The organism is Nocardioides pacificus, from assembly GCF_054775955.1.
Genome location: NZ_BAAHCI010000005.1, coordinates 417167 through 442419, shown reverse-complemented (window position 1 = coordinate 442419; position 25253 = coordinate 417167). Strand labels below are relative to the sequence as shown.

Sequence of the window (25253 nt, the reverse complement as noted above, 5' to 3'; positions counted from 1 at the left end):
CGTACTCTGTGTTACTGCGCTCGGGTGGCGGTATGTCCGCCTGCCCGGGCGCGCACCAGTCGTCAAGCAGCGGAGACCGAGTTGAGCGGAAAGCGCAAGGCAGCCGACCAGACCCCCGGGGGGAAGCCTCCGAAGAAGAAGAAGGGCCTGTTGCGGCGCATCCTCACCTGGATGCTGATGCTGGTCCTGGCGATGACGCTGATCGGGCTGGCGTCGTTCGTCTATCTCTATCAGACGACCGACCTGCCGGATCCCAACGAGGACTTCCAGACGCAGACGACGAACATCTACTACGAGAACGGCAAGACCGAGCTCGGGGAGTTCGCCACTCAGAAGCGTGAGTCGATCACGCTCGACGAGATGCCCGACACGCTCAAGGACGCGGTGGTCGCCGCGGAGAACAAGACCTTCTGGACCGACCGGGGGATCGACCCGAAGGGCATCCTGCGGGCGGCGTTCAGCAACGCTCAGGGCAATGCGCGCCAGGGAGCCTCGACCATCACCCAGCAGTACGTGAAGGTCGCCTACCTCAGCCAGGAGCGGACCATCTCGCGCAAGCTCAAGGAGGCGTTCCTCGCGCTGAAGATCCAGCGTCAGATGAGCAAGTCCGAGATCCTCGAGGGCTACCTCAACACGATCTACTTCGGTCGGGGCGCCTACGGCGTGGAGACCGCGGCGCAGGCCTTCTTCAACAAGCCCGCGAAGAAGCTCAACCTGCGCCAGAGCGCCGTGCTCGCCTCGGTGGTGAACAACCCCACCGGCATGGACCCGGCCAACGGCCCGGAGGCCCGGGACCGGCTGCGCGCGCGCTACGAGTACGCGCTGAACAGCATGGTGAAGATGGGCACGGCCACGGCGGAGGAGGCCGAGAAGGCCGCCAAGAAGCTGCCGAAGTTCCCCAAGGTCAAGGAGGACAGCCAGTACGGCGGTCAGCGGGGCCACGCGCTCAAGCTCGTCAAGGACGAGCTGCTCCGCCTCGGGTTCACCGAGGAGGAGGTCAACGGCGGCGGTCTGAAGGTCACGACCACGCTGAGCGAGAAGGCGATGGACGCCGCCAAGGAGGGGGTGCTCGAGGAGCGGCCCGACCTCAGCGACAAGGAGATGCACATCGGCGTCGCGAGCGTCGAGCCCGGCACCGGCGCGCTGCGTGGCTTCTACGGCGGCCAGGACTATCTCAAGTCCCAGATCAACTGGGCCTACGCGGGTGGGATGGCCGGCTCGACGCTCAAGCCGTTCGCGGTGGCCACCGGCCTCAAGGAGGGCTTCTCACTGAAGGACTCCTTCGACGGCAACTCGCCCTACCTGCTGGACGACGGCGGCGACGTCGAGAACCAGGGCGACAGCAGCTATGGCCAGGTCAGCCTGCTCACCGCCACTGAGAACTCCATCAACACCGCCTTCATCGACCTGACCCTGGCGATGGAGGACGGGCCGCGCAAGATCATCAAGACCGCCAACGACATGGGCATCCCGTCCAAGGGCGGCAGCAACTACGGCTTCCCGCGCAAGAGCCCCGGCCTCGAGCCCGTCACGGGCGTCGCGCTCGGCAGCGCGGTGGTCAGCCCGATCAACATGGCCAACGCCTACGCCACCATCGCCAACGAGGGCGTGTGGTCGGAGCCCTATCTGATCGAGAAGGTCGTCGACCACGACGGCAAGGTGAGGTACAACCACCGGGTCAAGAACCGCAAGGTGCTCGAGCCCGACATCGCGGCCGACGTCTCCTACGCGCTGCAGCAGGTCGTCAGCTCGGGCTCCGGCACGGCGGCCCTGTCGCTGAACCGGCCGGCCGCGGGCAAGACCGGTACGGCGACCACGGGCGACGGTGGCGTCTCCTCGGCCTGGTTCACCGGCTACACGCCACAGATGGCCACCTCGGTCGTCTACCTGCGCGGCAAGGGCAACGGCGACCTCGAGGGCTTCCTGCCGGAGTTCTACGGCGGCTCCTACCCGGCGCGCACCTGGACCTCGGTGATGATCCGGGCGATGGAGGGCCTGGACGTGCTGGACTTCCCCGAGCCGGCCTTCGTCGACGGCGAGGCTCCGGCGAGCGGGCACGAGCCCTACGTGCCGCCGCCGACCAACACGCCGCCGCCGAGGCCCACGAAGAAGCCGACCAAGGAGCCGACGAAGGAGCCGAGCCAGGAGCCCACGCCGACCCCGACGCCGACCCCGACGCCGACGCCCACGGAGCCGACGCCCACGATCATCCCTCCGCCGGAGCCTGAGCCGACGCCCACCGAATCGCAGCGGCCGGAGCGACCGGCCAGGACCGAGCGCACACCCGCCGGCGGGTGAGACCACACGTGAGCCGTCCGGCCAGCCAGGTCGCGCCGACCCGGGACGACCGGGTCGTGCGCGCCCTGAGCGAGCCGGTCGGGGGGCCGCTCGGTGAGCGTGCGACCCGGCACCCCTGGTGGACCCCGCTGCGGGTGCTGCTGGCGCTGACGGCGCTGTGCTTCTCGCTCGGCATGGCGCAGAAGGCCCCGTGCTGGAGCGACGGGTGGACCGGCAACGGGACCCAGTACAGCGCCATGTGCTATTCCGATCTCCCCCACCTGTACACCGGGCGGGGATTCGTCGAGCTGGCCTGGCCCTACGACGACGACGCCGAGGTGCGCGACCGGCACCGGGTGATGGAGTACCCCGTCGGGATCTCCTACTACGCGTGGGCCTCGGCTTGGGTGACGCACTGGGTCAGCGGGTCACCGGACCTGGAGACCCGCTATCGGACGCCATCGGACCAGCTGTGGTCCATCGACGGTGTCGAGCGCGAGCGCAGCGTCTTCGTGGCGGTCAACGCGATCGGCTTCGCCCTGGTCGCCCTGCTCACGACGTACTTCCTGTCCCGGGTGAACCCCCGGCGCCCGTGGGACGCCGCGGCGTTCGCGGTGTCGCCGGCGCTGCTCCTCACCGGCCTGATCAACTGGGACCTGCTCCCGGTGGTGCTGGTCGCCGCCGCCCTGTGGGCCTGGGCCCGCGACCGGCCGCTGCTGACCGGTGTGCTGATCGGCCTCGGCACGGCCACCAAGCTCTATCCGCTCTTCCTGCTCGGCGGCATCCTGGTGATCTGCCTGCGCCAGCGGCGCTGGCGCGACCTGGCGCTGGCGAGCGCCGCGACCGTGGTGGCGTGGGTGCTCGCCAACCTGCCCGCGTTCCTCACCGGGCCTGAGGAGTGGAAGGTCTTCTGGAGCTTCAACTCCGAGCGCGGACCGGACCTGGGCTCGTTGTGGCTGGTGGTGGCCCAGGCCGCCGACGCCACCATCTCGGCCGGCGTGGTCAACAACGTGTCCTGGGCCTTCTTCGGCCTCTGGTGCCTGGGCGTGCTGGTGATCGGCCTGAAGGCGCCGCAGACGCCGCGGCTGGCCCAGCTCGGCCTCCTGGTGGTGGCCGGCTTCCTGCTGGTCAACAAGGTCTACTCACCGCAATACGTCCTGTGGCTGCTGCCGCTGGCGGTGCTGGCCCGGCCACGCTGGCGCGACCTGCTGATCTGGCAGGCGGGCGAGGTCCTCTACTTCGCGATGGTCTGGTGGTACCTCGGCGACTACCTCGCACCCGCCGGCGGCGGGGACGCGGGCTTCTACTGGCTCGCCATCGTGCTGCGGCTGGCCGCCGAGGTCTACCTGGTCGTCGTGGTCGCCCGCGACGTCCTCTCGCCGCGCCACGATCCGGTGGAGCGAGTCGGCACTAGCTGACGTCGACGCGGTCGAACGACGTGGCGGTGAAGCGCACCCGCACGTCGAGCGTCTCCCCCGGCACCGGCACGCGAGTGTCCTGGGGCAGGAACAGCATCGAGGCCTGCATGTGCGGTGGCTCGGCGAAGAGCCGCTGCTTGCCGTCGATGCTGAACGGCGAGCGCACGAAGCCCATCGCGTCCAGACCGCCACGAGCCAGCGACGCCGCGCGGGCCTTCATCGAGGTGTCGCCGGTGGGAGCCTCGAGGCCGATGCCGTGCGCCGTGCCGCCGCTGACCACGAGGATCGTCCCCGACCGGGGCGCGGTGCGGCCGCGATAGCCGAAGAGGTCGCCCCGCTCGACGGGATGCACGTCCAGGACCGTCGAGCTCACCCGCAGGGCGCCGCGGTCGCCGAGCCACAGATCGGTCCCGATCCGCGGGCGGATCGTGAAGTCGGCGTACGACGCGCGCAGCTGCGTCAGCTCGGAGCCGGTCAGGTGGCTGACGAAGACCGTCGAGGTGTCCAGCCCCGCCGCCACGACGTCGGTCATCAGCCGGTGCACCTGGGAGAGGTGGGAGCCCTGCGCCAGCGGTAGGTGGAACGCCACGCCCTCGAGGCGCGCGTGCGGGTGGGACGCAAGCACCGGGGCGATGGTGCGGAGCTCGCGGGCGGTCATGCCGTGGCGCAGCATCGTCGTGACGTGCTCGAGCACGAACCGGGCGTGCGGGTCCCGGTCCAGCAGCAGGGCGAGGTCGTCGGCGCGGCTGACGGTGTGGATCACCCGACGGGCCAGCACCGGGTCGAGGTCGGGGCCGACCTCGAGGGCCGCCCCGAACGGACGCCACGGGGTGAGCACGAGCAGGTCGCCGTGGAAGCGCTGGGCGACCTCGGGCAGCTCGGTGTAGGTCCCGACGGCGAGGGTGTCGCCGCCGAGGCCGTTCTCGTGCAGCCACTGGGTCTTGCGGGCCAGTCGCGCCAGGCCGAGGCCGTAGCCGTTGCCCTTGGCGACCGGGACAAGACCGGGGGTGTCCTCGGCGACGCGCTTGAGGTGGGCCCGCCAGCGGGGACCGTCGACGGTGAGGGTGAGGCTCACGTCGTCACCTCCGCTTCATGTAGAGGTCGAAGGCCGCATAGAGCGGCCGGTTGAGCGGCAGGTCCCACTCGCCGGCGTACTCCACGGCCTCGCCGCCGGTGCCGACCTTGAACTGGATCAGCCCGAGGTGCGGGTCGTCGCTCGCGAGGGTGTCGGTGATGCCGCGCAGGTCGTAGACCTCGGCCCCCGCGGCCAGGGCGTCGCGGATCATCGCCCACTGGATGGCGTTGGAGCCGCGGACCTCGCGCTTCTCCGTGGAGGAGGCCCCGTAGGAGTACCACGCGTGGGTGCCGACCCGGATCGCGATCGTGGCGGCGACCAGATCGCCCTCGTGGTGGGCCAGGTGCAGGGTGAACCGCTCCGGGGCCTCGGCGCTCAGTGCGTCGTACATCGTGCGGAAGTAGGACAGCGGCCGCGGGGTGAAGTGGTCGCGCTCGGCGGTGTGGACATAGAGGGCGTGGAAGGCCGCGAGGTCGTCGGGGCCCGAGCCCGTGCTGAGCTCGACGCCGGCCTTGTCGGCCTTCTTGATGTTGCGCCGCCACAGCTGGTTCATCCCCTTGAGCACCTCGTCCTCGGTGCGGGGGGTGCCGTCGGGGTGGGTGAGCGGGACCTGGAAGACGTACTGCGGCTGGCCGGCGGCGAAGCCGCCCTCGACCGCCTGCGGGCGCCAGCCGAGCTCGTCGAGCTGGGAGACCACGCAGGCGCCCACCTGGCTGCGCTCGGTGGGCGGCAGCTCGCCGAGCAGGCGCACCGACTCGTCGGCGATGCCCTCCTTGACCTGGGCCGCGCTCCAGCGCCGGGTCACGACTGGCGGGCCCATCCGCACCCCGAAGGCGCCCTTCTGGCGCAGGTGCGCGGTCAGCGGGGTGAGCCAGGGACGCAGGTCGTCGCAGCCCCAGTCGATGATCGGACCCTCGGGGAGGTAGGCGAGGTAGCGCTTGAGCTTGGGGAGCTGGCGGTAGAGCACCAGGGCGGCGCCCACCATCTCCTCCGTGCCGCTCTCGCCGGCCCCATCCTCTTTGGCCCGGAACCAGCCGAGGGACTCGCGACGCCACTCCTGCTTCACCTTCCCCCAGGCGGGGGTCTGCAGGAAGCTCGCCGAGGGACGGCTCGCCACGAAGGCGAGATGCTCGGCGTCGGTGACGGTGCGGACGATCAGGGGAGCGGACACGTGCCCGAGGCTACCTGCGGCGCACCGTACCCGGGTCGTGTGCCCCACGACGCGCCTGGGCGCTTCCTCAGGCACACGACCCCGGAGGTACGACGCGCTCAGAGGCGGCTGGTGACCGCCTCGAAGTCGGCGCGGTGCTGCTCGGCGTCGCCGGGGGTCTCGAAGACGACGGGGGCGCCGGCCTCGCGGACCACGGCGGCGATCAGGTCGGCGCCGATCGTGCCGGACCCGAGGTTGGCGTGGCGGTCGGCGCCGGAACCGAACGCGTCACGGCTGTCGTTGCAGTGCACCAGGTCGATCCGGCCGGTGATCGCGGTGACGTCGGCGACCACGGTCTCCAGCGCGTTGCCGCCGGCGTGGGCGTGGCAGGTGTCGAGGCAGAAGCCGACCCGGTCGAACTGCTCGGTCGTCGAGATCGCGTCCCAGACCCGGGCGATCCGGTCGAGGTGGCGGGCCATGGCGTTGTCGCCGCCGGCGGTGTTCTCGATCAGCAGCGGGAGCTTGAGGTCGGTGGCCTCGATCGCCTTGCGCCAGTTGTCGAAGCCCTTCTCCGGGCTGTCGGTCTTGTTGACGTGGCCGCCGTGGATGATCAGCCCCTTGGCGCCGATGGAGGCGGCCGCGTCGACCTGCTGCTGGAGGATCTTGCGTGACGGGATCCGGATCCGGTTGTTGGTGGTCGCGACGTTGAGGACGTACGGCGCGTGCACGTAGAGGTCGACGCCTGCCTCCTCGGCGTTCGTGCGCAGGGCCTCGGCGCCGCCGGCGTACGCGATCTCCGGGCCCTTCCACCCCTGCGGGTCACCGAGGAAGAACTGCACGAGGGAGGCGCCGCGGGCCATCGCCTCGGCGATCGGGTCGGTCTGGTCGACGTGCGCGCCGAGCGGGAGGGTCATGCCCCCAGTCTAGGAACCGCCGGCCATCGCCCGGGACAGCACGGTGAAGTCGGTGTTGCCGCCGGTGTGCACGACCGCGACGCGGCGCCCGGCGACCCTGTCGCGCTCCGCGAGCAGCCCCGCCAGGGCCAGCGACCCCGCCGGCTCGGCGAGGTTGTGCGTGGCGCGGTACATCAGCCCCATCGCCTCCGCCGCCTGCTCCTCGCTCACCCTCACGATGCGGGCGGCGCCGGCGTTGATCAGCGCCACCGCCTGAGCATCGGGTTCGCGACAGGCGACCCCGTCGACGAAGGTGTCGGCGCTCGGGGTGGAGATCGGACGACCCGCCTCGAAGGACCGGGCGTAGGCGTCGGCCTCGGCGGACACCACCCCGACCACCTCGTTGTGCCGGGCCAGCAGGTCGCGCACCACGAGCTGGGCGCAGATTCCGCTGCCCATCCCCACGGGCACATAGACGACGTCGAGGTCCGGCACGGAGGTGTGCAGCTCGGCCGCGCAGGACGCGACACCCTCGACCAGCCACGGGTGGAAGGCGGGTACGGCGAGCAGCCCCTGGTCGGCGGCCAGTCGACCAGCGTGCTCGCGCGCCTCCTGGAAGTCGGCACCGTGCACGACCAGTCGTGCGCCGTACGCCTCCATCGCGGCGTTCTTGTCCGGGCTGTTGCCCTCGGGGACGACGATCGTGACAGGCACGCCGTGGGTGGCGCCGGCGAAGGCGAGGCTCTGACCGTGGTTGCCGCGGGTGGCCGAGACGAGCCCGGGGACCGGCCCCGCCTCGGGTGCCCGCTCGGTGAGCAGGCGGGCCACGTAGTTGAGGCCGCCACGCACCTTGAAGGCGCCGGTCGGGTTGTGGTTCTCGTGCTTGACCCAGGTCTCGGTGCCGGTGAGCCGCTCCAGCAGCGGCCAGCGGCGCACCGCGGTGGGCTCGACGTGGCGACCGACGCGCTCACGGGCGAGTGCCAGGCTCGCGGCGGTGATGCCCAGGGACACGGCGGCGCCGCCCGACGGCACTCCCGACCCGTGGCGTCCGGGATGGATCGGGACCGACGGCGGCACGCCGGGGACCGGCGTGGTGGCCACCCGGATCTGGGCCAGCGTCAATGCGATGTCCGCGCGGTCCGCGACGCCGGCCTCGAGGTGGCCGAGGAAGTCGTGGAGCATCCGCAGGCGCAGGATCGCCAGCGGGTTCCCGAAGCGCGAGCGCCGGCCCTCCAGCACCTGGGTGAACATCGGGCCGGAGACCCCGATCGTGCTCGCGACCTCGTGTGCCGGCAGCCCGAGCACCTGGTGCAGGCGACGTGCGAGGACGTCGACGGACTCGCCGTACAGCTCGGCCTGCTGGCTGCGCCGCGCGCTCACGTCGTCCACGTCCACCCCCTAGGCTCGCGACCCCCGCAGCCTAACCGCTCGGTGGTCGAGCAGGTTGCGCAGCAACCGACGTCGAGACCCTCAGCGGAACATCAAGTAAAGCGCGATCATGCACAGCCCGATCGAGGCCGCGAAGCACATCAGCGCCACGATCAGCGCCGCGTCGCCGGTGCGCGAGTCATCCGCGAAGCCGGCTCCGGCCCCGATGCCGGACGGCACCCCGGACCCGCTCGACGCCGGCCCGCTGCCACCCCTGCTGGCGGGCCCCTGCGGGACGCCGGCGAAGCCGGGAGCCCACGGACTGGGTCCGGATGCCGCAGCGGGTGCGCTGCTGCCCGGACCGGGGGAGGAGGGGCGCTGTCCCGAGCCGGGACCGGCGGCCGCCGGTCCGGACGGACGAGCAGGCGTCGGGGTGGGCTCCTTCACCAGGGACGGCCCCGAGTCGGAGCCGCCGTACGACGGACCCGCCGGCACGTCGACGTCGCCCAGCTGGTCGAACACCTCCGGCGGCTCCGGGTCGCTCTGCCACGGAGCGCCGGGAGGGACGCCGAGCTGGCGCAGGAAGCCGAGGGCCGTGGTGGCGGATGCGGGTCGGCGCTCGGGATCCGGGTCGGTGAGGGCCTCCAGCAGCGGGCGCAGGCGGCAGTCCGGCACCCCGGACTGCTGCCGCGGGGCCAGGCCGGTGAGGAGCTGGATCGCGACGACGCCGACGGCGTACAGGTCCTGGCGCGGGTCGGGGTGGGCGCCGAGTGCCTGTTCGGGCGCCATGTAGCCGTCGGTGCCGATGGCACCGGGGAAGCGGGTCAGCCGCACCTCGTCGATGAGCGCCGCGACCCCGAAGTCACTGAGCCGCACATGGGGCCGGCGGGTGCCGGTGGCCTCCAGGAGCAGGTTGGCGGGCTTGACGTCGCGGTGCACGACCCCCGCGCCGTGCACGGCCTCGAGGGCCTGCAGCGTCTGGTCGATGATCACCGAGACATAGCTCTCCGGCAGCGGTCCGTGGTCGCCGAGCAGGGTCTGGACCGAACCGCCGCGGACCAGGTCCATGGTGAAGATGACCAGGTTGTCCTCGGCCGCCCAGCCGCCGGGGGCGACGACATGGGGGTGCTGGATGCGGACCGACTGCTCGCGCACGAAGCGCAGCAGCATGCCGCCGTCGTGCTGGCCGAGGACCTTGGCGGCCACGAAGGAGCGGGTGCGCAGGTCCCAGGCGCGCCAGACGGAGCCCATGCCGCCGGCGCCGATCTGGTCGATCAGCACGTAGCGGCCGGCAAGGGGAGGTGAGTCGGTTCCGGTCATCGCGCCGGACCCTACCCCCGGTGAGCCCGGGTTATGCCTCGTCCCGCGATTCGCCGCTGTCCGGCGCAGTTGCTAGCCTTGAGCGTCTTTGTGTCCGGCCCCACCGACGGGATCACCGGCCGCAGAGGACTCCCGCACCTCCCGACGTGCCTCACACGAGGACGTTCGGGGCGGGGGAACGCAACGCCCTCCTGCCACGGAGATGCCGTGGCCGCCGAGTCCGAAGGAGGTGGAGACCGCTTTGCGTCACTACGAAGTCATGGTCATCCTCGACCCCAGCCTTGAAGAGCGCACCATCGAGCCGTCGCTCGACAAGTACCTCAACGTCATCCGCAAGGATGGCGGCAACGTGGAGAAGGTCGACGTCTGGGGACGTCGTCGTCTTGCCTACGAGGTCAAGAAGAACGCCGAGGGCATCTACGCCGTCATCACGCTTCAGGCCGAGCCGGCCACGGTCAAGGAGTTCGACCGCCAGCTCACCCTGAACGAGTCGGTGCTCCGCACCAAGGTCATGCGCCCCGACGCTCACTGAGCGCGGGGTGGACCGGCGGCCCGCACGCGGGCTGTCCGGTCCACCTGTGGATGACCCCCCTGTGGACGAACACTGTGCAGTGTCGGTGCCAGCGGCAACGATGGTGCCGACACCCGCACACACCTCAGAACCAAGCTAGGGAGACCTCATGGCAGGCGAGACCGTCATCACGGTGGTCGGCAACCTCGTGGACGACCCGGAGCTGCGCTTCACCCCCTCGGGTGCAGCCGTGGCGAACTTCCGGATCGCCTCGACGCCGCGGACGTTCGACAAGCAGACCAACGAGTGGAAGGACGGGGACGCGCTGTTCCTCTCCTGCTCGGTCTGGCGTCAGGCCGCGGAGAACGTCGCCGAGTCCCTGCAGCGCGGCATGCGTGTCGTGGTCCAGGGCCGCCTGAAGGCTCGCACCTACGAGACCCGCGAGGGCGAGAAGCGCACCGTCTTCGAGATCGAGGTCGAAGAGGTCGGTCCGTCCCTGAAGTACGCCACCGCCAAGGTGACCCGTGCCCAGCGCTCCGGCGGTGGCGGGGGCTACTCCGGTGGCGGCGGTGGCGGGGGCTACTCCGGCGGCGGTGGCCAGGGCGGTGCCCCGGCCCAGTCCGGCGGAGACGACCCGTGGGCCACGCCCGCTCCTGCTCCCCAGCAGGGCGGCGGCTACGGCGGAGGCGCCCCCGGTGGCGGCTCGCCCGCTGCCGACCCGTGGGGCGCTCCGGGCGCGGGCTCCGACGAGCCTCCCTTCTGATTCACCAGCTCCATCCATCCGAATCCCTTAACCATTCCGGCGCAAGCCGGGCTCATGTAGAGGAGCACCACAATGGCCAAGGCAGTGATTCGCAAGCCTAAGAAGAAGGTTTGCCAGTTCTGCAAGGAGAAGGCGACCGGTGTCGATTACAAGGACACCACCCTGCTCCGCAAGTTCATCTCGGACCGCGGCAAGATCCGCGCCCGTCGGGTGACCGGCAACTGCGTCCAGCACCAGCGGGACGTCGCCATCGCGGTCAAGAACGCCCGCGAGGTCGCCCTGCTTCCGTACACCTCCACCGGTCGCTGAGAAGGAGCGAGAACATGAAGCTCATCCTGACCCAGGAAGTGTCCGGCCTCGGTGCCGCCGGCGATGTCGTCGAGGTGAAGGACGGCTACGGCCGCAACTACCTCGTCCCTCGCGGTGTCGCGATCCGCTGGACCCGTGGTGGCGAGAAGACCATCGAGTCCATCAAGGCTGCGCGCGCCACGCGTGCGGTGCGCGACACCGAGCACGCCGCTGACATCAAGAAGAAGCTCGAGGCCTCCACGGTTGCCGTGAAGGTCCGGGCCGGCGAGGGCGGTCGCCTCTTCGGCGCCGTCACCGTCGCGGAGATCGCCTCGGCGCTCAGCGACGCGTCGGGCGAGACCGTCGACAAGCGCACGATCGCGGTCAAGAACCCGATCAAGACCCTCGGTGCTCACACCGTGTCGGTCAAGCTGCACGAAGAGGTCGCCGCCACGGTGAACCTCTCCGTCGTCGCTGGCTGAGGAGAGTCGCTGGCTCGACAGCCACCGGCTGAAGAGCCGCTGCAGTACCTGTGAAACAGGTGAAGGGCCGTACCTACCCCCGTGGAGGTGCGGCCCTTCACCTTTTCCCGGCCAAGCCCCTGATGTGTGGGCGCATCACAGCCGGGCAGACGCGCCCGAGGACATCCTCGGGTGAATCGCCCCCCATGCGGCAGTAGGGATCCGACTTATTCCGCCGACACGTCTGGTGGAGGCTGCTCGACGAGGGCCGCGATCCCGGCCCGCGAGGTCAGGGACCAGCGCCGCAGAACGTCCCCGACATGCTTCTCGACCGTGTGGGTGCTCACCCGGAGCGCGCCGGCGATCTCGGTGTTGGTGAGACCACGGGCGACCAGCTCCGCCACGGTGCGCTGGCGCGCGGTGAGGGCGGGGAGTGCGGTCTCGGCCCTGGTGGCGAGCGCCGCGACCTGGGTCCGCGAGGCGACGCCGAAGGCCGCGAGGACCCGGGAGACATGGATGCGGACCGTGTGCTCGGAGAGGAACAGACGCTCCGCTATGGCCCGATTGGTTAGACCCTGGGCGATGAGGGTCGCCACCTGCTGCTCCCGAGGGGACAGCCCGTGCCACCCGCTGCCGGTCACGGGGGCGGGCCGACGACCGATCTGCTTGAGCTCGCGGGCGGCGCGCCGTTGCGCGGCGAGGTGGCCCTGCGCCTGGGCCTGCTCCACCGTGGCCTGCAGGTCCCGGGTCGCCTCGCCCGGTCTGGTCTGGGCGATCCGCACCCGGGAGAGGAGCAGCTGGGAGCCGGTGAGCTCCAGGCCACGGCCGGCTGCGCGCGCCTGAGTGACCGAGAGCTCGCCCCAGGCCGCGGCCTCGTCGACCCTGCCGTGGGCGAGCTCGAGGCGACAGATCACGCGAGACGCGATGGAGTTGGACGTCGCAGAGCCGTGCAGCGGCGCCACCTGGCTCACCCAGGCCTCGGCGGAGTCGAGGTCGTCGACCGCCAGCGCCGCGGTGCTGAGGATCTCCAGAGCCAGGGCCCGGTCCATCATCTCCAGTCCAGCCAGGTCACCACCGCCGCCGGCCAGCAGGACCAACGGTGCCGCCGCCCCCACCTCGCCGGTCCAGGCCATCCCGTAGGCGGTCAGCAGATAGGTCCGGGTGGCGATCAGATCCCGTGGCACCGGGAGCTCATGCTCGAGGCGCCGAGCGAGCGCCGCCAGGGACGCCTTCTCCGCTCGGTTGCCGAGCACGAAGCACCGCGTCCCTTCGACGTGGAGCAGCGCCGACGCCGGCCCTGGCTCGTCGTCGACTGCATCGAGGAGCCGCATCGCCTCGTCGATGCGCCCCAGGGACGCCATCAGCCGCACGAGGCAGCAGAGCATCACGGTGCGATAGCGATGCCCACTGCCGTCCTCGCGGGCGAGCAGGCCGGGCTGACGCCAGATCGTGAGGTCCAGCGATCCGGCGATCCGCTGTGCCAGGACCAGGTCGTTGCTGACGAGCGCGGCCTCGAGCAGCTGATAGCAGACGAACCTGCCCAGGCCGTCGTCAGTCTCTGCCAGGGCTGCGACCTCCTCGACCACCCCGGGCAGTGGGTCGAGGTCGATGTCGACGAAGGCGCCGGCCCGTCCGTGTGCCCAGGTGGCGCGCACCAGCCAGTGCGCGACCGGGTCGCTCAGCGGTGGCAGCTGCTCGGGGCGCTGTGCCGCGCCGTACCAGTCCAGCGCCAGCACGCGGGCCAGTCGCTCCAGGGCGGCGGCCCAGTGCGGGTCGACGGTGGACGACTCGGGGGACGGCGACCACTGGTCGAGCCGACGCTCCAGGACGGCGTCGAGCAGCGCGTGGAGCTCCCGGCGACGCTGGGGGACGTCTCGAGGCGCGCTCGCCTCCGCGCGCTGCCCGAGTGACGTCATCCCCCCACCCTGCCAGGGAGGGGTCTAGTCGGGCGGCTGGGACACGCTGAGCCGGGGCGAGGCGGCCCAGGGACGTCCGGCCCAGACCAGCAGCAGGATGACGAGGGTGAGCAGCACCAGACCCCCACCGGCATAGGCGGCCGCTTCCAGGTCCTCGGAGCCGGTCGCGTCGACAAGGACCGGCAGCGCTGCAAGGACCAGCTGGGCCCCAGCGATCAGGCCGGCCCAGGTCCGCGCCGAAGGGTCCTCGTCACCCGCCAAGTGCCCCAGCTCCCGGCAGAGCAGGAACAAGAAGGCGAGCTGGGGCAGGTTCAGCGCCCAGTTGAGCGAGGCATGGGCATTCGAGACGGCGTCCTGCACGGTCGGGAACCAGACCACCGCGGCCACGGCCCCCGCGAGAGCCGCGACGCCCAGCAGCGTGCGCCGGCGCTCGGCGCGCGCGGGGAGATCGCGGACCCCCAGGAGCACGAGCAGCCAGCCGGCCGGGTCGTAGAGCAGGTCATAGCCTCCCAGTCGCGCGACGACGAGGATGACGAGCAGCCCCATCCCGAGGCTCTGCAGGGGCTTCACGGGGTCACCCTAGAGGTCTGCCTGATGCTCCGGTGACCATCCAGGCATCGCCGCGGGCGCGGTGGAGGAGGACGAGGCAGCGCGCTCCCATGAACACGAGCGCGAAGGCGGCCCAGAGCCAGACGAGGTGGCCGAGCACCGTCGCGGCGAGCAGGGCCACCGGGGCATAGACGACCAGCACGACGAGGCCGCCACGGGCGAGGTAGGCACCATCGCCGGCGCCGATCAGCACCCCGTCGAGGACGAAGACGACGCCGGCGATCGGCTGGGCGAGCGCCGCCGTCACCAGGACGGGCACGAGCAGCTCGCGGACGGCCTGGTCGGGGGTGAAGAGCGCGCCCAGGACAGGGCTCAGCCCCGCCAGGAGGACGCCGGTGACCACGCCGCCGGCGATGCCCCACTGCACCATCCGCCGGGTCAGGGCGCGGGTCCCTACGGTGTCGCCGGCCCCGAGGGCCCGCCCGGTGAGCGCCTGGGCCGCGATCGCGATGGCGTCGAGCACGAACGCGAGGAACGTCCACAGCGTCATCGCCAGCTGGTGGGTGGCCAGGTCCACGGCGTCGTCCTGCGCGTTGCCGGACCCGTCGCCGGTGGCCAGCAGCGTCACGGCGTACGTCGTGACGAGCAGCGCGGCGCGCAGGGTGAGGGTGCGGACCACCAGGGCCACGGCGGCGTGGGCGGCCGCGCGGATGCCGGGCAGGTCCGGACGCAGCGACGCGCCCTCGCGGCGGGCACCCCCCACGACCACGGCGACGAGCAGCCCCGCGCTGATGAGCTGGGCGATGACCGAGCCCCAGGCGGAGCCCGCGAACCCGAGGGCGGGCACCGGCCCCGCGCCGTACACGAGGAGCAGGTTGAGCGCGACGTTGAGGACGTTGCCGACCACGGCGACGACCAGCGGGGTCCGGGTGTCCTGCAGGCCGCGCAGGACGCCGGTGGAGGCGAGCATCACCAGGAGGGGGGTGGTGCCGAGGAAGGCGGTCCGCAGGTAGGTCGTGGCGTGGTCGGCGACCTCGGGTGCTGTGCCGAACAGTCCCACCAGCGGGCCGGTGAGCAGCACGCCCGCGACGGTGGCGAGGACGCCGATGAGGATGGCGAGCCAGATGCCGTCGATGCCCTGCGCGAGCGCGAGACGGCGGTCGCCGGCGCCGAGGTGGCGCGCCACGGAGGCGGTGGTGCCGTAGGCGAGGAAGACGCACAGGCCGACGACGGTCTGCAGGATGGCGCCGGCGACGCCGAGCCCGGCCAGCTGGGCGGTGCCGAGGTGCCCGACGATCGCGGCGTCGGCGAGCAGGAAGAGCGGCTCGGCGACCAGGGCGAGGAAGGCGGGCACCGCGAGCCGGAGGATCTCCCGGTCGACGGGGCGGATCGCCGCAAGCATGGCGGGCAGTCTAGACACTGTAAGGAGCAACAATGCCATCTGGTGCTGTCCTCTGGACAAAACGCCAGCCTGTGTGTAACTAGGGCTCGCCTGTGAATTGCCGACGCGCCGACGCTCTCCCGCACCGGTCTTCGGCGTGTCGTGGAGGTGACGAAGAGATGAATCCCACTCGGACCGATTTTCTTTCGTTCCACAGGCTGATTCCACTGTCTGTGCAGGTCAGCGAGGTGTCGGAGACCAAAGACTCGATCTTGTCCACAGGACCCTCCCCAGGCTGTGCACATCTCTTCGCGTGTCCTCCACGGGCAACTCCGAGTTATCCACAAGGCCTGTGGACAACGGCCTTTTGCCAGGGGGTCGCGACCCCGTAGCGTCCGACTCTCCAGGGGAGACAGCCGCGTTGTCGGCGGCCCCGGCTAGCGTCCGAGACGGACCTGGTCAGGGCGCTTCGCCACACGCACCACCACCCCAGCAGGAGGCTTCGGATGAGCACGACCGAGCACGACTCGCGCGGTCTGCAGGAGCCTCCCATGGAGGAGTGGGGCGACGGTCCGGCGGCCTTCGAGCCCGGCGACTCGCCGCGCCGCGGCGGCATGGACCGGACCCCTCCGCAGGACAACGCCGCCGAGCAGAGCGTGCTCGGCTCGATGCTGCTCAGCAAGGACGCGATCGCCGACGTCAGCGAGGTGCTGCGCGGCACTGACTTCTACCGGCCCGCGCACGAGATCATCCACGACGCGATCGTCGACCTCTACGGCCGCAGCGAGCCGGCCGACCCCGTCACGGTGGCGGCGGAGCTCCAGCGTCGAGGCGAGCTGCAGCGCATCGGCGGCGCGCCCTACCTGCACACGCTGTCGGCCAACGTGCCGATCGCGGCCAACGCCGGCTACTACGCCGAGATCGTCCGCGAGAAGGCGATCCTGCGCCGTCTCGTCGATGCCGGCACCAAGATCGTGCAGATCGGCTATGCCGGTGAGGGGCAGGTCGACGACGTCGTCGACCAGGCCCAGGCCGAGGTCTTCCGGATCACCGAGAAGCGCTCCTCGGAGGATTACGCGCCGCTCTCGGACATCATGGAAGGCGTCCTCGACGAGATCGAGGCCATCTCCAACCGTGATGGGGGCATCTACGGCGTGCCCACCGGCTTCGCCGACCTCGACGAGCTGACCAACGGTCTGCACTCCGGTCAGATGATCATCGTGGCGGCCAGGCCCGCCATGGGGAAGGCGCTCGCGCTCGACACCCCGCTGCCCACGCCGGACGGTTGGACGACCATGGGCGAGGTGCAGGTTGGAGACCGGCTGTACGACGCGAGCGGCCGGCCGACGCGCGTGGTGGCGGCGACCGGGGTCATGACGGGTAGGCCCTGCTTCGAGGTCGAGTTCTCGGACGGCTCGAGGATCGTGGCGGACGCGGAGCATCAGTGGTTGACGGAGACGCGAGCTGCCCGGAAGTCCAAGTGGGCCGCCGACCACAACTACAACCGGCTTCGCAACAACAACATCCGTCCTTCCGTCGTGACGACCCGGGAGATGGCGGAGACGGTGCGCCTCGGGACGGAGCAGAGGGCGAATCACGCGGTGATCAACGCACGCCCGATCGTGGGCGACGGGCGCGACCTCCTGGTGCCGCCCTACGTCCTGGGCGCTTGGCTCGGTGATGGTCACAGCGCCGGCGCCAGGATCACCTGCGAGACCGACGAGATCCCGATGCTCATCGAGTCATACGGCCTGCGGGTCGAGCCGCGCGGCAACATGCTCTACTCGATCAAGCTCCCCCTTCCGGACGTCAAGGACTCACCGGAGTGCGTCGACTGCGGCCGAGCGACGACGGGCTATCAGTGCCGCGACTGCCGCCACGACCACGGCTCCTTCACCGCTCACCTGCGCTCGATCGGCGTGCTCGGTGACAAGCACATCCCGCGCGACTATCTGCGCGCGGACGAGCAGTCGCGCCGCGACCTGCTAGCCGGACTCATGGACACCGACGGCACGGTGGTCAGGGGCGTGGGTTCCTGCCAGTTCGCGGTGACGAACGCACGCCTCGCTGACGATGTCTACGAGCTTGTCGTGTCGCTCGGCTACAAGTGCGGGCGCACGACGAAGCAGGTGGCGGGCCGCACCGAGGCGAGCTCGACCTGCTACATCCTGAACTTCTCGACCACCGATGACGTGTTCCGTCTGCACCGCAAGCACATCCTGCACAAGGAGGAGAGGCCCGCCTCGACCTCGCGCATCGGACGCCGCTACGTCACGGCGGTGCGCCCCCTCGAGAGCGTCCCCGTGCGGTGCGTGCAGGTCGACAACGAGGAGCACCTCTACCTGGCGGGTGAGTCGATGATCCCGACCCACAACTCCACGCTCGCTCTGGACCTCTGTCGGGCGGCCTCGATCCACAACAACATGACCAGCGCCTTCTTCAGCCTGGAGATGACGCGCTCCGAGATCACCATGCGACTGCTGTCGGCGGAGGCCAAGGTCCCGCTGAACCACATCCGCAACGGCAACATGAACGACGACGACTGGGCCAAGCTGGCTCGCAAGATGGGCGAGGTCTCCTCGGCCCCGATGTTCATCGACGACAGCCCCAACATGACGATGATGGAGATCCGGGCCAAGGCGCGTCGGCTCAAGCAGAAGCACGACCTCAAGCTGATGGTGATCGACTACCTCCAGCTGATGAGCTCGGGCAAGAAGGTCGAGTCCCGCCAGCTCGAGGTCTCGGAGTTCTCCCGCCAGATCAAGCTGCTGGCCAAGGAGCTCGAGATCCCGGTCATCGCGCTCTCGCAGCTCAACCGTGGCGCCGAGCAGCGCGCCGACAAGCGGCCGATGGTCGCCGACCTGCGTGAGTCAGGCTCGATCGAGCAGGACGCCGACATGGTGATCCTGCTGCACCGCGACGACGTCTACGAGAAGGAGTCGACGCGCCCCGGCGAGGCGGACCTGATCGTGGCCAAGCACCGCAACGGTCCGACACGCGACATCGTGGTGGCCTTCCAGGGTCACTACAGCCGGTTCGTGGACATGGCGCACTGATCCGGTGAGGCGCGGACCCACGCTGACCTGCGTGCTGTTCGACCCCGCGCGCGGAACCGCAGCACTGCGCGCCGCCGCCGAGGACGCCGCCGCTCGAGCGACGCTGCCGGCGTCCGTCGAGGACGGTGTCGAGGAGGGGCTCGTGCAGCTGCTCGTGTGGGCGGGCGGCCTCGGGCTTGGTCTGCCCGACGACCCGCCGGTGGCATGGGCCGAGGTCGGCTTCGCCCTGGGGGCCGTCGTCGTCACCGTCGACCCGGCGCTCGCCCTAGCGGCCCCCGAGTGGGGGGCGGGCTCCCTCCTGGCCCCCGACTACGACGAGCTCGCGCCGGGGCTGCGTTCGGGCCGTGCCCGACGTCGCGGCATCGACAGCGCCCGCGCCGAGCGGCTCGCCCACCTCGCCGACCGAGAGGTCGTGCGGGCCGACGACGACGGCTGGGTGTGGTCAGGGGCCGGTGCCGTCCCGTTGTGGGCCGCGCCTCGTGTCGATGCGGGCCGCCTGGTGCCGGCCGTGTTCCACGCCTGGTGGGGCCGCCGACCCGACCAAGATGCGCCGGGAGGGCCGCGGCTCCGCATCGCCTCACGGGATCGCGACCCGGACCTGGCGACCGCGCTCGCGACCGCACTCCCCGCCGGCTGGTCGAGCCAGCCCACCGCCCCTGACGCGGCGGCCGCCACCCCGCCCGCATGGGTGGACGAGGCGTCCCTGTGTGCGGCCCTCGCCGAGGTCGCCCTCCTCGTCGAGCCGCGTTGGGCGCTCCTGCGCGATCCCGACGTCCTGTGGCTCCCCGGCGCGCCTGACGCACCTGACGGGTTACGGGTGACCCCGGCCGCCGGGGGCGGCGTCCTCGTCGAAGGCCCCTACTCCCGACTCGATCGCCTGGTCGATGACGCGTCGAGCGGTCCGCCTTCGCCGGACTGATCCCCAGCCTCGTGGACCTCGTAGGGCGCGACCGAGTTGCCGCGGAAGAGGTCTGCCCCGACGGGTCAGGGGAGCCGCCGGCCCAGCTTCGCCACCCGACGCTCGCGGCCCTTGGTGTCCCACCACTCCTCCAGCTCGGTACGGACGAGGTGCACGAGCAGCTGCAGGCGTTCGGTGGAGGGATCCATCGAGGCGAGGACGTCGGTGAAGGACGTGTCCCACGGCAGCGTCACCTCCCAGCGCTCGGCCGGCCGCCCCGGGCTGGTGACGCTCAGTCGACAGGTGAGTGTGGGGCGACGGTCGGGTCGGTGCTCGACTCCCGCGTCCATGACGTCGAAGTGGACCCCGTCCACCGCGTCGTACGAGCGCCCCAGGGCCAGCATGGCCGGTGTCCGCTCCTCCATCTGCTCCGTCCTCCAGTCCATCCGCTCCGAGCGTCCGGTCTCAGCGGCGGCGCTCGTGGGCACCCACGTCGATCCGGCCGACCTTCGCTCGCCGTACCAGCCTGGTCGGGTGGCGGTACTCCGAGCGCGCCTGCCACCGCTGGGGCACCCGGACGCCGCGGTCGATCGCCGGCGACGTACGACGCAGCCGGAAGTCGTCTGCCCAAGGCTTGATGAAGCCGCGCAGCCCGACGCGTCGATTGCCCTTCGACGGGACGCCGGCGAGGTCGGTCAGGTCCCCCGGCCCCACCAGCAGGTTGTTGCGCAGGTGGGCGCGGCTGCCCGCCGCGATGCTCACGAACGTGCCGGCCGAGCGCCGGTTGACGAAGGTGTTGTTGACGACCCACAGGTCGCGGGACCCGTCTGCGAGCCCTTCCGCGCCGTACGACACCAGTGTCGAGTTCTCCGACCTCGGGCCCTGGATGACGACGTTGCCGGCGATGAGCGAGCGGCCGCCGTTGGGCAGGTCGATGGAGTAGCTCGCGGTCGCGTCGCGGTCGGTGATCCGGTTGCCGACGATGGTGTTGCGGGCGGCGCGGGACTTCAGCTCGTGGCCCACGTCCGCGCCCCACAGATAGCTGCCGGTGACGGTGAGGGAGCGGACCGCGCCGATGTAGAGGTTGTGGGTGTAGCCGTCGCCGGCGCCGCTGCGGAAGAACCGGGACCTGCGGATCACGATGTCGCTCGCGGGATGGGCGCCGGAGAGGATGCCGTTCTGGTTGTGGTGGAACCAGCTGCGGGTCACCGTGAGTCCCGCGCCCTCCTGACGGATGCCGGCGCCGTTCTGGTCCGGCACGGAGGCGCCGCTGAACTCGACGCGGTCGACGGTGGTGCGATCCCCGGCGATCACCCAGATCGCCTTGCCCTGCGCGCTCCGGCCGGCGGCCTTCAGGTGCGCCCGCCCGCCGACGCCGCGCAGGGTGAGGTCGTCCTGGGTCCAGACGGCGACGTCGCCGGTGTAGGTGCCGGCGTCGATGAGCACCGTGTCACCGTCGCTGGCCCGGGCAGCGGCGGCGCTGGGGGTCGTGAGTGGGCGCTCCGGGCCGACCCGCCAGGTGCGGGGCGCCTGCTGGGCCTGGGCCTGGGTTTCGCCCTGGGCCGGTGTGACTGGTACGCCGACGAGGGGCACGACCGCCACGGCCAGGGACGTGACGACTCGTGCCGCGATGCTCCCAGCGACCTTCATGTGACGCTCCACGTCAGTAGTAGTTTCCTCCGCTGCGGCGGCTCCGCGACCTGATGCGTGTCCGGCGCCGAGGATGACGGACTCTGTCGCCGTCCACCGTAGGCGCAGGGCTGCGGCACGGGGGATCGACATGACGGAACGTCGGACGTCGCCCTCCGTGCTCCCCTACCCTCAGAGGCCACCGAGGGAGACCCATGCGCATCACGCACGCCATCGCAGCCGCCACGCTGCTCGTCACGACCGTCGGCTGTGCGGCCGAGACCGAGACCGAGACCGTGCAGAGCGGGAAGCGCGCTGCGGGATCGCTCGGCGCCGTCACCCGGGACAGCCCGACCGCGCCTGAGAGCTCGTCGCCCGCACCTGAGTCCTCGTCGACCGGCGTCATCAAGATGACCAACCGGGAGCGCGGATACGGCTTCATCACGGCCGACGACAGCCCGCTGGACGTCTACTTCCACCACTCGGGGGTGAGCGGCGCGTGGCCCGAGACGGGCGACGCGGTCCGCTACGAGATCGAGATCGTCAAGGGCAAGGTCAAGGCCGTCAACGTCCGTCCCCGCTGACTGCGCCGGGGCTGAGGAAGCGGGTGATGCCCGTGATGCCGATGCTGCTGATCTCGAGCACCAGCACCCCTGCCGGGTCCCAGCCGTGCGGCCCGGACATCCGTACGGCGAACGCCGGAGCGTGGTTGCACCGCAGCGGGTCGAGGGCCAGCGACCGATTGCCTCGGCGCCAGTCCGTGCTGGTCTCGAGGAAGCGCCCGATCGCCTCGTGCCCGACGTAGACGTGCGGAGCCGGTGGCATCGCCAGCCAGGCCCGGTCGGTGAGGAGCGCGAGGACCCCGTCGATGTCGTCGGCGGCGAAGGCCGTCGCGAACCGCCGCGCGAGGTGCCGCTCGGCCTCGGGGGTCGGGCGCGCGGTCGCGACGCGGGCGGCATCCGCTGCCCGGCGAGCACGCTGCAGCAGCCCCTTCACCGCGCCGAGGCCCTCACCGAGCAGGTCGGCGGCCTCGGCCGAGGTGAACCCCAGCACGTCGACGAGCAGGAGCGCCGCGGTCTGGCGCGGCGGGAGGGTCTGCAGCGCGGTGACGAAGGCCAGCTCCAGCCGCTCCCGCTGCTCCTGGGACGAGGCCGGATCCGCCTCGGTCCGGTAGGGCTGGACCCACGTCGCGTCGTGGTGCCGGCTCGGGGGTGGCGGCTCGAACGGCGGGACGGGTACGACGGGCGCGCGCCGCTTGCCGTCGCGGATCGCGTTGAGGCAACGGTTGGTCGCGATCCGGAAGAGCCAGGTCCGCGGGGAGGCGCGCCGCTCGAAGCCGGGTAGCCCCCGCCAGGCCGCGAGCAGCGTCTCCTGCAGCACCTCGTCGGCGTCGTCCACCGAACCGAGCATCCGGTAGCAGTGCCGGTGCAGCTCGCCCAGGTGCGGGTCCACGAGCGCGCGGAAGGCAGCGTCCGCGTCGCTCGAGACCGCTGCCGTCACCCGGTCATCGTGCCAAAGACCAGCGATCAGCGTTCCGATCCGCGCGGGATCGGTGTCGGTAGGTGTCGACCAGCTCGCACCTGACCCAGGAGGACCCATGACCGACACCATCACGTCCGAGACCGCATCCGAGAGTGCCGCCCTCGAGACGGCCGTGGCCTATCACCGTGCCTGGACCGGAGGCGACTTCGACGCGGCGATGGAGCTCGTGGCCCCCGACATCGTCTGCCACGCACCGGCCGGGACGCTCACGGGGGCGGAGGCGTTCCGGGCGTTCATGGGACCGTTCGCGGGGATGGCGACGTCGACGCAGCTGCACGCGGCGTACGGCGACGCGGAGCACGCCGTACTCGTCTATGTGACCGCGACGCCGCTCGTCGTCGAGGCGCCGGGGGCGGAGTGGCTGCGGGTCGTCGACGGCCGCGTCGTCGAGATGTGGATCGTCTTCGACCGGCTCCCCTTCGAGTTCGCCCGGCGCCAGGCTCAGTCGACCGGCGACGCCTGAGCGTGCCCGCCGCTCCCCCCGCCGTTCTCGACGCCGCCGGGCTCGGAGCCGCCGAGCTCGGCGGCGGCGGAGACGACCAGCCCGCCCACCATGAAGGCCACGATGACGGCGACCAGAGTGGGGGTGGACAGGGTGGGGATCAGCCGCCGGGCGCCGGTGACGTCGCCCGCGGCGTCGTGGAACCCGTGCGTCAGGGCGTGGCCCTTGCCGCGCGCCAGCAGGTAGCGGTTGACGGGGTACGCCGCGAAGAAGGCGGCGGTGAGGGCGATCATCATGCCCACCCAGAAGAGGACGTTGACCAGGCCGGCGTCCATCGCGCCGGGGATCAGCGCCATCACGGCGTTGTCGACGACCTCCATCGTGGCGATGGAGAGCGTGTCGGCCGCGAGCACGACGCTCAGGGCGGCCCCCAGGCCGAGGCCGGCCTTGAGCAGCGGCAGCGTGGAGAGCGCGTAGCCGAACAGGAAGGCCAGGCTGACGGCCAGCACGATCGTCCAGCCGGTGCTCAGACCGATCGCGGTTCCGATCATCAGGCCCGCGATCTCGCCGATGGCACAGCCGGTGAGGCAGTGGAGGGTGGCGCTGATCGCCATCGACCGGGTGGCCATCGCGGCGTGGTCGTGATGGTCGTGGTTGTGGCCGGCGGCCTCGTGGCCGGCGGGCTCGTGGTGGTGCGAGTGTGCCATGTCCATAATGGGCGAACAGGTACCCCCAGGGGGTATATTCCGCATTTCCTGAAACTAATTGGCGCCGTCTTTCGCCTAAAGCATTTAGGTTAGGGGAGACGAGAGGACAAGCGATGCCGCGAGCTGGCTTGAGCAGGGACCGGGTGGTCCGTGCCGGCGCCGACCTGGCCGACGAGGTGGGCTTCGAGCAGGTCACGCTGTCGGCGCTCGCGCGACACTTCGACGTCAAGGTGGCCAGCCTCTACTCGCACGTGCGGGGCTCGGAGGACCTGCGCAGGGCCATGGCGCTGCTCGCTCTCGAGGAGCTGGCGCAGCGTGCCGGGCAGGGGCTCGCCGGCCGCGCCGGTCCCGATGCCCTGCGCGCGCTCGGCAACGTCTACCGCGACTATGCGTCCGAGCACCCCGGGAGGTACGACGCGGCGCGCCATGACCTCGACCCCGCGACCGCCGCGGCGAGCGCCGGTCCGCGACTGGCGGAGCTGACCCGGGCGGTGCTGCGCGGCTATGACCTGGGCGCCGACGACCAGACCCACGCCGTACGGCTCCTCGGCAGCTTCTTCCACGGCTTCGTCAGCCTCGAGCGGGCAGGCGGCTTCCGCCACAGCTCACCCGACAGCCAGGTCAGCTGGGACCGGATCCTCGACAGCCTCGACGCGATGCTGCGCAGCTGGCCCACCGAGCCCACCCCGTCCGGCCCGACTCCCCACCAGAGGACCTCCCGATGAGCCTGCTCACTATCCCGATCGCCGATCTCGTCCGCGGCGCCCACGAGCTGGAGACGACCGCCCGCGGCCTCCTGCCGCACCGCCTCCCGGCATGGGCGCGCGCCCAGGCAGCCGACGGCCAGCTGGCGATGGCCGAGTCGCAGCCCTCTGGCGTACGTCTCGTCCTGCGCACCCGGGCCACGGTCATCGAGCTCGACACCGTCCCCACCAAGCGGGACTACCTCGGCGCCCCCGCCCGCCCCGACGGCGTCTACGACCTCGTGGTCGACGGGCGGCTGGTCGCCCAGACCTCCGTGTCGGGCGGCGACACGCTCGTCATCGACATGATGTCCGGAGGCTTCGAGCACCGCGCGGGGGAGAGCGGTACGGCGCGCTTCGCCGGGCTGCCGGCCCAGGACAAGCGGGTCGAGATCTGGCTGCCCCACGACGAGACGACGATCCTGGTCGCCCTGCGGGCCGACGCCCCGGTCGAGCCGGTGCCCGGGGACGAGCGGGTCTGGCTCCACCACGGGAGCTCGATCAGCCACGGCTCCAACGCCACGCACCCGACCGGGACCTGGCCCGCCATCGCGGCGCGGCTCGCCGGCGCCGACCTGGTCAACCTGGGCCTGGGCGGCAGCGCGCTGCTGGACCCCTTCACCGCGCGGACCATGCGGGACACGCCCGCCGACCTGATCAGCGTGAAGATCGGGATCAACCTCGTGAACGCCGACCTGATGCGCCGGCGTGCCTTCGGCCCGGCGGTGCACGGCTTCCTCGACACCTTGCGCGAGGGGCACCCCGAGACGCCGCTGCTCGTCGTCTCGCCGATCCTGTGCCCCCTCCACGAGACCGTCCCCGGCCCGCTGGCGCCCGACCTGGAGGCGATGAGCGAGGGGCGCGTC

The 25253-nt window shown here is 71.3% G+C and carries 24 protein-coding genes; 12 read left to right on the top strand and 12 right to left on the bottom strand.

Going from position 1 to position 25253, the window contains the following annotated elements; genetic code table 11:
• Positions 1–81: 81 nt before the first annotated feature.
• Positions 82–2298: a transglycosylase domain-containing protein gene (locus tag ACYU7L_RS04665; RefSeq protein ID WP_460794101.1), complete on the top strand. Its 2217-nt coding sequence runs from the start codon at positions 82–84 to the stop codon at positions 2296–2298.
• Positions 2299–2306: 8 nt separating this feature from the next.
• Positions 2307–3695 carry a glycosyltransferase family 87 protein gene (locus ACYU7L_RS04660; protein ID WP_460794099.1) on the top strand — a complete coding sequence of 463 codons (1389 nt, stop codon included), beginning with the start codon at positions 2307–2309 and terminating at the stop codon, positions 3693–3695.
• Here the strand turns inward: ACYU7L_RS04660 and ACYU7L_RS04655 are convergent.
• From ACYU7L_RS04655 to ACYU7L_RS04635, 5 genes are all read right to left on the bottom strand, one after another.
• A complete protein-coding gene (locus ACYU7L_RS04655; protein WP_460794098.1) occupies positions 3688–4770 on the bottom strand; it encodes an alanine racemase in 1083 nt (360 codons plus the stop codon). The two genes, ACYU7L_RS04660 and ACYU7L_RS04655, sit on opposite strands and share 8 nt — an antisense overlap.
• A gap of 4 nt (positions 4771–4774) precedes the next feature.
• On the bottom strand, positions 4775–5941 hold the full coding sequence (locus tag ACYU7L_RS04650; protein ID WP_460794097.1) for a lipid II:glycine glycyltransferase FemX: 1167 nt from the start codon (positions 5939–5941) through the stop codon (positions 4775–4777).
• 98 nt (positions 5942–6039) lie between these two features.
• Positions 6040–6834 carry a deoxyribonuclease IV gene (locus ACYU7L_RS04645; protein ID WP_460794096.1) on the bottom strand — a complete coding sequence of 265 codons (795 nt, stop codon included), beginning with the start codon at positions 6832–6834 and terminating at the stop codon, positions 6040–6042.
• A 9-nt stretch (positions 6835–6843) separates the two neighbouring features.
• Entirely contained in the window at positions 6844–8202 is a 1359-nt protein-coding gene (locus ACYU7L_RS04640; RefSeq protein ID WP_460794095.1) for a threonine dehydratase, read from the bottom strand.
• An 81-nt stretch (positions 8203–8283) separates the two neighbouring features.
• Positions 8284–9501 (bottom strand): serine/threonine-protein kinase, encoded by a 1218-nt coding sequence (locus tag ACYU7L_RS04635; protein ID WP_460794094.1) that lies wholly within the window; start codon positions 9499–9501, stop codon positions 8284–8286.
• A gap of 241 nt (positions 9502–9742) precedes the next feature.
• On the opposite strand from ACYU7L_RS04635, the gene rpsF reads away from it, so the two are divergent.
• The 4 genes from rpsF (at position 9743) to rplI (ending at position 11545) form a co-directional block, all read left to right on the top strand.
• A complete protein-coding gene (gene rpsF / locus ACYU7L_RS04630; protein WP_460794093.1) occupies positions 9743–10033 on the top strand; it encodes a 30S ribosomal protein S6 in 291 nt (96 codons plus the stop codon).
• A 148-nt stretch (positions 10034–10181) separates the two neighbouring features.
• Positions 10182–10775 (top strand): single-stranded DNA-binding protein, encoded by a 594-nt coding sequence (locus tag ACYU7L_RS04625; protein WP_460794092.1) that lies wholly within the window; start codon positions 10182–10184, stop codon positions 10773–10775.
• 72 nt (positions 10776–10847) lie between these two features.
• Positions 10848–11084 (top strand): 30S ribosomal protein S18, encoded by a 237-nt coding sequence (gene rpsR, locus ACYU7L_RS04620; protein WP_017933521.1) that lies wholly within the window; start codon positions 10848–10850, stop codon positions 11082–11084.
• 14 nt (positions 11085–11098) lie between these two features.
• Positions 11099–11545 carry a 50S ribosomal protein L9 gene (rplI, locus tag ACYU7L_RS04615; protein WP_460794091.1) on the top strand — a complete coding sequence of 149 codons (447 nt, stop codon included), beginning with the start codon at positions 11099–11101 and terminating at the stop codon, positions 11543–11545.
• A 206-nt stretch (positions 11546–11751) separates the two neighbouring features.
• On the opposite strand, the gene ACYU7L_RS04610 is transcribed toward rplI, so the two are convergent.
• The 3 genes from ACYU7L_RS04610 to ACYU7L_RS04600 are packed head-to-tail and all read right to left on the bottom strand — an operon-like array spanning position 11752 to position 15391.
• Positions 11752–13440 carry a LuxR C-terminal-related transcriptional regulator gene (locus ACYU7L_RS04610; RefSeq protein WP_460794089.1) on the bottom strand — a complete coding sequence of 563 codons (1689 nt, stop codon included), beginning with the start codon at positions 13438–13440 and terminating at the stop codon, positions 11752–11754.
• Between the two features lie 24 nt (positions 13441–13464).
• Positions 13465–14010 carry a hypothetical protein gene (locus ACYU7L_RS04605; protein WP_460794087.1) on the bottom strand — a complete coding sequence of 182 codons (546 nt, stop codon included), beginning with the start codon at positions 14008–14010 and terminating at the stop codon, positions 13465–13467.
• A gap of 4 nt (positions 14011–14014) precedes the next feature.
• Entirely contained in the window at positions 14015–15391 is a 1377-nt protein-coding gene (locus ACYU7L_RS04600) for an MATE family efflux transporter (RefSeq protein ID WP_460794086.1), read from the bottom strand.
• 530 nt (positions 15392–15921) lie between these two features.
• Between ACYU7L_RS04600 and dnaB the strand changes: the two genes are divergently transcribed.
• Together dnaB and ACYU7L_RS04590 are read left to right on the top strand one after the other, a co-directional pair.
• Positions 15922–18426, top strand: a complete 2505-nt coding sequence (gene dnaB / locus ACYU7L_RS04595) for a replicative DNA helicase (protein ID WP_460796570.1) — start codon at positions 15922–15924, stop codon at positions 18424–18426.
• A 31-nt stretch (positions 18427–18457) separates the two neighbouring features.
• Entirely contained in the window at positions 18458–19345 is an 888-nt protein-coding gene (locus ACYU7L_RS04590) for a hypothetical protein (protein ID WP_460794085.1), read from the top strand.
• 65 nt (positions 19346–19410) lie between these two features.
• On the opposite strand, the gene ACYU7L_RS04585 is transcribed toward ACYU7L_RS04590, so the two are convergent.
• Both ACYU7L_RS04585 and ACYU7L_RS04580 read right to left on the bottom strand, forming a co-directional pair.
• The gene (locus ACYU7L_RS04585; protein WP_460794084.1) at positions 19411–19770 is read right to left on the bottom strand and encodes a hypothetical protein; all 360 of its coding nucleotides are present in this window, start codon (positions 19768–19770) and stop codon (positions 19411–19413) included.
• A 19-nt stretch (positions 19771–19789) separates the two neighbouring features.
• Positions 19790–20974 (bottom strand): right-handed parallel beta-helix repeat-containing protein, encoded by a 1185-nt coding sequence (locus tag ACYU7L_RS04580; RefSeq protein ID WP_460794083.1) that lies wholly within the window; start codon positions 20972–20974, stop codon positions 19790–19792.
• Positions 20975–21168: 194 nt separating this feature from the next.
• Between ACYU7L_RS04580 and ACYU7L_RS04575 the strand changes: the two genes are divergently transcribed.
• Positions 21169–21537, top strand: a complete 369-nt coding sequence (locus tag ACYU7L_RS04575; protein ID WP_460794082.1) for a cold-shock protein — start codon at positions 21169–21171, stop codon at positions 21535–21537.
• On the opposite strand, the gene ACYU7L_RS04570 is transcribed toward ACYU7L_RS04575, so the two are convergent.
• Positions 21518–22453 carry an RNA polymerase subunit sigma-70 gene (locus tag ACYU7L_RS04570; RefSeq protein WP_460794081.1) on the bottom strand — a complete coding sequence of 312 codons (936 nt, stop codon included), beginning with the start codon at positions 22451–22453 and terminating at the stop codon, positions 21518–21520. The two genes, ACYU7L_RS04575 and ACYU7L_RS04570, sit on opposite strands and share 20 nt — an antisense overlap.
• 97 nt (positions 22454–22550) lie before the next feature.
• Here ACYU7L_RS04570 and ACYU7L_RS04565 point away from each other — a divergent pair, with 97 nt between their 5' ends.
• Complete coding sequence (locus ACYU7L_RS04565; RefSeq protein ID WP_460794080.1) at positions 22551–22958, top strand: nuclear transport factor 2 family protein; 408 nt, start codon at positions 22551–22553, stop codon at positions 22956–22958.
• Here the strand turns inward: ACYU7L_RS04565 and ACYU7L_RS04560 are convergent.
• On the bottom strand, positions 22937–23644 hold the full coding sequence (locus tag ACYU7L_RS04560) for a DUF4396 domain-containing protein (protein WP_460794079.1): 708 nt from the start codon (positions 23642–23644) through the stop codon (positions 22937–22939). The genes ACYU7L_RS04565 and ACYU7L_RS04560 overlap by 22 nt on opposite strands.
• 113 nt (positions 23645–23757) lie before the next feature.
• Between ACYU7L_RS04560 and ACYU7L_RS04555 the strand changes: the two genes are divergently transcribed.
• Both ACYU7L_RS04555 and ACYU7L_RS04550 read left to right on the top strand, forming a co-directional pair.
• Positions 23758–24369: a TetR/AcrR family transcriptional regulator gene (locus tag ACYU7L_RS04555; protein WP_460794078.1), complete on the top strand. Its 612-nt coding sequence runs from the start codon at positions 23758–23760 to the stop codon at positions 24367–24369.
• On the top strand, positions 24366–25253 hold an 888-nt coding region (locus ACYU7L_RS04550), incomplete at its 3' end, for an SGNH/GDSL hydrolase family protein (protein ID WP_460794077.1). The genes ACYU7L_RS04555 and ACYU7L_RS04550, both read left to right, overlap by 4 nt.

Excerpts from the sequence above, each read along its gene's own strand:
- ACYU7L_RS04645 (WP_460794096.1), bottom strand. The coding sequence starts at position 6,834 with ATGACCCTCCCGCTCGGCGCGCACGTCGACCAGACCGACCCGATCGCC.
- ACYU7L_RS04635 (WP_460794094.1), bottom strand. The coding sequence starts at position 9,501 with ATGACCGGAACCGACTCACCTCCCCTTGCCGGCCGCTACGTGCTGATC.
- ACYU7L_RS04625 (WP_460794092.1), top strand. The coding sequence starts at position 10,182 with ATGGCAGGCGAGACCGTCATCACGGTGGTCGGCAACCTCGTGGACGAC.
- rpsR (WP_017933521.1), top strand. The coding sequence starts at position 10,848 with ATGGCCAAGGCAGTGATTCGCAAGCCTAAGAAGAAGGTTTGCCAGTTC.
- rplI (WP_460794091.1), top strand. The coding sequence starts at position 11,099 with ATGAAGCTCATCCTGACCCAGGAAGTGTCCGGCCTCGGTGCCGCCGGC.
- ACYU7L_RS04610 (WP_460794089.1), bottom strand. The coding sequence starts at position 13,440 with ATGACGTCACTCGGGCAGCGCGCGGAGGCGAGCGCGCCTCGAGACGTC.
- ACYU7L_RS04600 (WP_460794086.1), bottom strand. The coding sequence starts at position 15,391 with ATGCTTGCGGCGATCCGCCCCGTCGACCGGGAGATCCTCCGGCTCGCG.
- dnaB (WP_460796570.1), top strand. The coding sequence starts at position 15,922 with ATGGAGGAGTGGGGCGACGGTCCGGCGGCCTTCGAGCCCGGCGACTCG.
- ACYU7L_RS04585 (WP_460794084.1), bottom strand. The coding sequence starts at position 19,770 with ATGGACTGGAGGACGGAGCAGATGGAGGAGCGGACACCGGCCATGCTG.
- ACYU7L_RS04580 (WP_460794083.1), bottom strand. The coding sequence starts at position 20,974 with ATGAAGGTCGCTGGGAGCATCGCGGCACGAGTCGTCACGTCCCTGGCC.
- ACYU7L_RS04575 (WP_460794082.1), top strand. The coding sequence starts at position 21,169 with ATGCGCATCACGCACGCCATCGCAGCCGCCACGCTGCTCGTCACGACC.
- ACYU7L_RS04565 (WP_460794080.1), top strand. The coding sequence starts at position 22,551 with ATGACCGACACCATCACGTCCGAGACCGCATCCGAGAGTGCCGCCCTC.
- ACYU7L_RS04560 (WP_460794079.1), bottom strand. The coding sequence starts at position 23,644 with ATGGCACACTCGCACCACCACGAGCCCGCCGGCCACGAGGCCGCCGGC.
- ACYU7L_RS04555 (WP_460794078.1), top strand. The coding sequence starts at position 23,758 with ATGCCGCGAGCTGGCTTGAGCAGGGACCGGGTGGTCCGTGCCGGCGCC.